This is a genomic window from Actinomadura rubrisoli, assembly GCF_004349215.1.
GTDB classification, from domain to species: domain Bacteria; phylum Actinomycetota; class Actinomycetes; order Streptosporangiales; family Streptosporangiaceae; genus Spirillospora; species Spirillospora rubrisoli.
Window position 1 is genome coordinate 1 of the sequence record NZ_SMKU01000681.1, and the last position, 1,587, is coordinate 1,587.

1 protein-coding gene is annotated in these 1,587 nt (G+C 69.3%); it reads left to right on the forward strand.

Annotation, left to right across the window (positions count from 1 at the left end):
• The first annotated feature begins 48 nt into the window (after window positions 1-48).
• A complete protein-coding gene (dop, locus tag E1298_RS46820) occupies window positions 49-1,566 on the forward strand; it encodes a depupylase/deamidase Dop (protein WP_207945288.1) in 1,518 nt (505 codons plus the stop codon).
• Window positions 1,567-1,587: the final 21 nt, after the last annotated feature.

The window sequence follows — 1,587 nt, forward strand, 5'->3', positions numbered from 1 at the left end:
AGAGGAGCCCCATGGCTCCACCCCCGCCGCCCCGATAGGCTCGACGATATGAGTGTTCGGCGGGTGATGGGCATCGAGACCGAGTACGGCATCTCCGTACCCGGCCAACCAGGGGCCAACGCGATGGTGACCTCCTCACAGGTCGTCAACGCCTACCTCGCGGCGTCGGCGGCACGCGCCCGCAGGGCCCGGTGGGACTTCGAGGAGGAGAACCCGCTGCGCGACGCCCGCGGCTTCGACCTCGCCCGCGAAGTCGCCGACCCCACCCAGCTCACCGACGAAGACCTCGGCCTCGCCAACGTCATCCTCACCAACGGCGCCCGCCTCTACGTCGACCACGCCCACCCCGAATACTCCGCACCCGAATGCACCAACCCCCGCGACGCCGTCATCTGGGACAAAGCCGGTGAACGCGTCATGGCCGACGCCGCCGCCCGCGCCGCCATGGTCCCCGGCACCCATCCCATCCAGCTCTACAAGAACAACACCGACAACAAGGGCGCCTCCTACGGCTGCCATGAGAACTACCTCATGAAGCGCGAGACCCCCTTCGCCGACATCGTCCGCCACCTCACCCCCTTCTTCGTCTCCCGCCAGGTCGTCTGCGGCGCCGGCCGCGTCGGCATCGGCGTCGACGGCCGCGGCGACGGCTTCCAGATCAGCCAGCGCGCCGACTTCTTCGAAGTCGAGGTCGGACTTGAGACCACCCTCAAACGCCCCATCATCAACACCCGCGACGAACCCCACGCCGACCCCGAGAAATACCGGCGCCTCCACGTCATCATCGGCGACGCCAACATGGCCGAGCTCTCCACCTACCTCAAGCTCGGCACCACCGCCCTCGTCCTCGCCATGATCGAAGACGGCTTCCTCACCGTCGACCTCTCCGTCGACATGCCCGTCGCCGCCCTCCGCGCCGTCTCCCACGACCCCGGCTGCAAACACCTCCTCACCCTCCGCGACGGCCGCAAGATGACCGCCGTCCAGCTCCAGCTCGAATACCTCGAACAATCCCGCAAATACGTCGAGGACCGCTTCGGCGCCGACGTCGACGAGATGACCAAGGACGTCCTCGACCGCTGGGAATCCGTCCTCCACCGCCTCGGCGACGACCCCATGCAGCTCTCCCGCGAACTCGACTGGGTCGCCAAACTCGAACTCCTGGAGGGCTACCGCAGCCGCGACGGCCTCGACTGGTCCCACCCCCGCCTCCAGCTCGTCGACCTGCAGTACACCGACATCCGCCCCGACAAGGGCCTCTACAACCGCCTCGTCGCCCGCGACCGCATCGAACGCGTCATCACCGAGCCCCAGGTCGACGCCGCCGTCGAGGACCCGCCCGAGGACACCCGCGCCTACTTCCGCGGCCGCTGCCTGCGCCAGTACGCCGAATCCGTCGCCGCCGCCTCCTGGGACTCGGTCATCTTCGACGTCCCCGGCCGCGAATCCCTCCAGCGCGTCCCCACCCTGGAGCCCCTGCGCGGCACCAAGCAGCACGTGGGCGCCCTCCTGGACCGCTGCCGCACCGCCGCCGACCTCGTGGCCACCCTGACCGGCCAGAGCTGACACAAGCGCCCGCAGCCCCCC